This window comes from Pseudomonas sp. GXM4 (assembly GCF_008923895.1).
Classification (GTDB): domain Bacteria; phylum Pseudomonadota; class Gammaproteobacteria; order Pseudomonadales; family Pseudomonadaceae; genus Aquipseudomonas; species Aquipseudomonas atacamensis.
Map to the genome: position 1 here is coordinate 1 of NZ_WBRZ01000393.1, position 3,814 is coordinate 3,814.

The 3,814-nt window shown below is 51.5% G+C and carries 5 protein-coding genes and 1 pseudogene; 3 read left to right on the forward strand and 3 right to left on the reverse strand.

Annotation, left to right across the window (positions count from 1 at the left end; translation table 11 throughout):
* Positions 1–71: 71 nt before the first annotated feature.
* Together F8N49_RS26430 and F8N49_RS26435 are read right to left on the reverse strand one after the other, a co-directional pair.
* Positions 72–686: pseudogene (locus tag F8N49_RS26430) on the reverse strand (mechanosensitive ion channel family protein); the annotation flags it as partial.
* Between the two features lie 400 nt (positions 687–1,086).
* On the reverse strand, positions 1,087–1,554 hold the full coding sequence (locus tag F8N49_RS26435) for a resolvase (RefSeq protein WP_151553195.1): 468 nt from the start codon (positions 1,552–1,554) through the stop codon (positions 1,087–1,089).
* Positions 1,555–1,757: 203 nt separating this feature from the next.
* Between F8N49_RS26435 and F8N49_RS26440 the strand changes: the two genes are divergently transcribed.
* The 3 genes from F8N49_RS26440 to F8N49_RS26450 are packed head-to-tail and all read left to right on the forward strand — an operon-like array spanning position 1,758 to position 3,055.
* The gene (locus tag F8N49_RS26440; RefSeq protein ID WP_232966964.1) at positions 1,758–2,162 is read left to right on the forward strand and encodes a hypothetical protein; all 405 of its coding nucleotides are present in this window, start codon (positions 1,758–1,760) and stop codon (positions 2,160–2,162) included.
* Positions 2,163–2,201: 39 nt separating this feature from the next.
* Positions 2,202–2,648 (forward strand): hypothetical protein, encoded by a 447-nt coding sequence (locus tag F8N49_RS26445; RefSeq protein ID WP_151553199.1) that lies wholly within the window; start codon positions 2,202–2,204, stop codon positions 2,646–2,648.
* Between the two features lie 29 nt (positions 2,649–2,677).
* Positions 2,678–3,055: a hypothetical protein gene (locus F8N49_RS26450; RefSeq protein WP_024013837.1), complete on the forward strand. Its 378-nt coding sequence runs from the start codon at positions 2,678–2,680 to the stop codon at positions 3,053–3,055.
* A gap of 380 nt (positions 3,056–3,435) precedes the next feature.
* On the opposite strand, the gene F8N49_RS26455 is transcribed toward F8N49_RS26450, so the two are convergent.
* Positions 3,436–3,693 (reverse strand): hypothetical protein, encoded by a 258-nt coding sequence (locus tag F8N49_RS26455; RefSeq protein ID WP_151553200.1) that lies wholly within the window; start codon positions 3,691–3,693, stop codon positions 3,436–3,438.
* Positions 3,694–3,814 lie beyond the last annotated feature (121 nt).

The window sequence follows — 3,814 nt, forward strand, 5'->3', positions numbered from 1 at the left end:
TTTCCTCTCCTTATGGGTCGACTGACACATTGCATTCGCGAGCAGGCTCGCTCCCACATTTGATCTTTGGGTTACATCAGGTGTTTTTCCGGCTCCGGAATACTCGCCGAGCCCAACACCGCTGGCAGCAAGCCTGCGCGCAAATCCCCGCCACTCGGCTGTTGATACAGGCTCAACCCGAACTCCGGCAGCACCGCCAGCAGGTAATCGAAAATATCGCCCTGAATCCGCTCGTAATCGGCCCACACCGTGGTGCGGGTGAAGCAGTAGATTTCCAGCGGAATGCCCTGCGCGGTGGTCTGCATCTGCCGGACCATGCAGGTCATGTTCGGCTGAATCTCCGGATGACTCTTCAGATACGCCAGCGCGTAGGCGCGGAAGGTGCCGATGTTGGTCATGCGGCGGCGGTTGGCCGACATTGCCGCGACATTGCCCTGGGCCTCATTCCAGGCCTTGAGCTCGGCTTTCTTGCGGCCCATGTAGTCGGTCAGCAGGTGCACCTGGGAAAGCTTTTCTTCCTCGTCGTCGCGGATGAAGCGCACGCCGCTGGCATCGATGAACAGGCTGCGTTTGATCCGCCGACCGCCGGACTGCTGCATGCCGCGCCAGTTCTTGAACGACTCGGACATCAGCCGCCAGGTCGGGATCGAGACGATCGTCTTGTCGAAGTTCTGCACCCGTGTGTAGCCAATAAAATGGACAACATAAATATCTGTAAAACAAAGAGTTACAGAAAATGAAAGGTGTCCATCGTTTTTTGTAAAAATGGACGCGGCTGAAAAGGTGACCGTTAGTTTGGCTCAGGTGGCTCGTTGATCTGCGAGATTAGCGGTTGCAAAACTTCAAGCTTTTCCGATTCTGGAAAGCTTTATCGGCGGCTCTGACTGAGGCTGTGGTGAGTGCCAAATTCGGTGACCTAATCGTTCACTGATAACTACTCTGAAATTCAAGGTTCGCTTTGCCTCTTGATCAAAGGAGTTGTGCGCCTCTGACGCTACAGGAGCTAGATCGAAGAAACGGTGCGAGATTGATCCGCACCACCCAGAGGTAATTACCAGCGATGGCACCTACAAACCTCTCCCTATGCTACGACTGCCAATATCTATGCACCGTCGACTTCGACAGCCCAAGCTTCTCCACCACCTCTGCCTGGCTAAACCCAGCTGCCTTGAGCTCTCTGACGGCCTCCTCATTTTTTGTCTTCTTAGGTTTGCCCCGGGGCCGCTGAAGCAACTCCCTGCCAATGAGTTGACTACTAAAAAGCTCCATTCCGCCTTCCGCTTGAAATGTATGGAGCTGTTCCGCTGCTCGCTTGAGGGTCAGCGAGTAGTGCTCCTCATTTTGCATGGCAACGCACATGGCCAAGAGAGCGACGGCATCGAACTGAAGGGCTCTGGACAGTTCAACGAGTTTCTCCAGTGTGATGTTGCTCATGCCCTGTTCAAGCTTGTTGATGTTGGCCTTTACGCTGACTTCGGCCAAATCCCCGTAGTCGGCCCCACGCACGGTTCGAATAGACCGTATCGCGGCGCCTATCTCCTTCTTGAGCGACATTTTCTGTCCTAAAAAACGAGGATAGAGCCACACGTGGCTAGTTCCGATAAACCTCGTTTGGTGGTATTATCGGAACTGTCGTAGCTTTTGGTCGTACGGACGGAGCCTTCCCACAGAGATTAAGGCGCGGTGGGCTAGATGCTGGTCATCCTTAGGCAGGGTGCGCGCCCAACATATCAGATGTATTGACGGAGATTTTGCGGTTGAGCACAGATGAAAACGAAGGTGGCGACGACCTGCTAGGCGGCCCCGGTGAACTTCGCCAAGGATCGATGGACTCAGACGAAACTCTCATCGAACTCGTCAAAGGGCTCTATCCGCGTAAGCCTTACTGCTTAGTCGAGGATTGGACACTTTTTCACGTTGAAGCCACACAAGACGAGCAGAGCAAGATCCACGCAGCCGGCCAGTTACCCATGATCGTTTACGCTCACAACGTCCTGTTTGATAGTCAGAGAAGGTTTGATGTAGGCGACTGGGTACGTTCCACCTTCGCGACTTCGTTCCAAAACGGCTTTCTGTTCGAAACTAGGAACACGGTTTACGTACTCAAGGGTGCAGGGCATGAGAAGAGGGCGAGTTTAGAAACGATCTTTTCCTTTTTCTAATCCGGTGACTGCGGCCGTCGCAAATAATAGAGATTGAGCATGTTCAGAACACAAGACAGCGACCTTTTGGGGGTACCCGGGATGTTCGGGACGGGCCTGGCGCACTGGCACACCGTGTCGCGAGTGCTCCGAATGCACTGGTACTACGTCACTGTTCAACATGAGTTGGAAGGCCGACAGGTCGAGTACGAGTTAATGATCAACGATGAACATCAGCTGGAAGCGGTATTGAACTCCAAAAACCCCACAATGGTGGTGATCGGTGCTCAAGTAGTAATCCCGGCCTACATGAATGGGCGGGGGAAACCGAGTATGGAACCACTTACCAGGGTGTCTGTGGGGGAAGATGAACTTGAGTGCGTCGTTTGCATTATTGAAGTGGAAAGCGGTGCCGTGTATCACGACTCGCATCGTCAAGATTTCGACCGCGCATTGGTTTCCAATTTGAAAGAAATTTTCCACTCAAGTCGCATTCGTTCAGTCTGAAGCTGACCACGGCCAAACGGAGCTTTCGTATGAGCGGTACCGAAATGACGTTCCACAGCAAACGACTATCAGATTTCGATTTACTTCGAATTCATAAGGCGCAAGCGCAAGGTTTTGATCTTCCAGTGACGGCTTATCTCAATCATGTGGCAATCGTTGGTAAACGTGCGATGGGGGTCGTCTTCGGCCACGTACGCAAAGGCCCGTTGGGCCGCTTCGATGATGGTCACTACATGCGTACCTCTGACATCATTTGCGCCCGCCGTGAAGGCCGATTTTGGGTTCTCAACACGCTCAACTCGCGATACGTCATCGCTACGTTTCAACGTGACATCGGCCGACAAACCCTGCGTAAATTTCTGATGGTTTCGAGCCAGGCAATCCAAGAGCCCCCTTCGATCCAGTGAGCTTCTCACTCGTCCCCTAGCGAACCTGATTCAGCGCCCATTAGGCTTCATGACAATCAAACTTATCGGAAAGCGCGAAGTTATTTGAATTGCATCGGGAGTTTTTGAGAGCCACCACAGATTCGGGCCATCTTGGTTGAGATGGGCTTTGATCTCAACGAATTCGTAACCAACTTCAATTACTCTCAAAAAGAAAATTAGTAAATCGCGGAGTGAATGCACGAAATCTCCGGATGCTTCTTACTCAGGACATTCTTTCAACGATCCTTCGTAGGAGTATTCACTTAGGCGCATTCGGCGAATAGCATATCAAGGAAGAGAACGATGGTTAAATCAGCAGCCTCTTCCGCGTTAGTCGAACAAGGAACGGGCTGAAAATATCAGGCTGTATCAGGTACGAGTTCGATCCGAATAACTTTGATTTTAGCTTGAGGGCAGAGCAAGCTATCACCTTCCTCACCGTAATTCTTCTTGGCCTCGAAGGCTGCTTCAATTTCACTGGAATTACTGCAATCTTGATAATCGTGCGTGTCGGTGCTCACGTATTCATGGCACACGCAACTCAATGCAGAGCCATTGGCCCATAAGTCGTCGGGTATAGTCGTATCGATGCGAATGAAGCTGATAAGGAATTTCATGCGACGCCCTTAAAGAACTGTTGCTGAATATAAAAAAAGTGGGCATCGTGCACAGGGTCAATAATATCGATTTTTGGCCGTTGGTCAATATTGAGTTGTATCGTGCGTACTGTTTTTCACA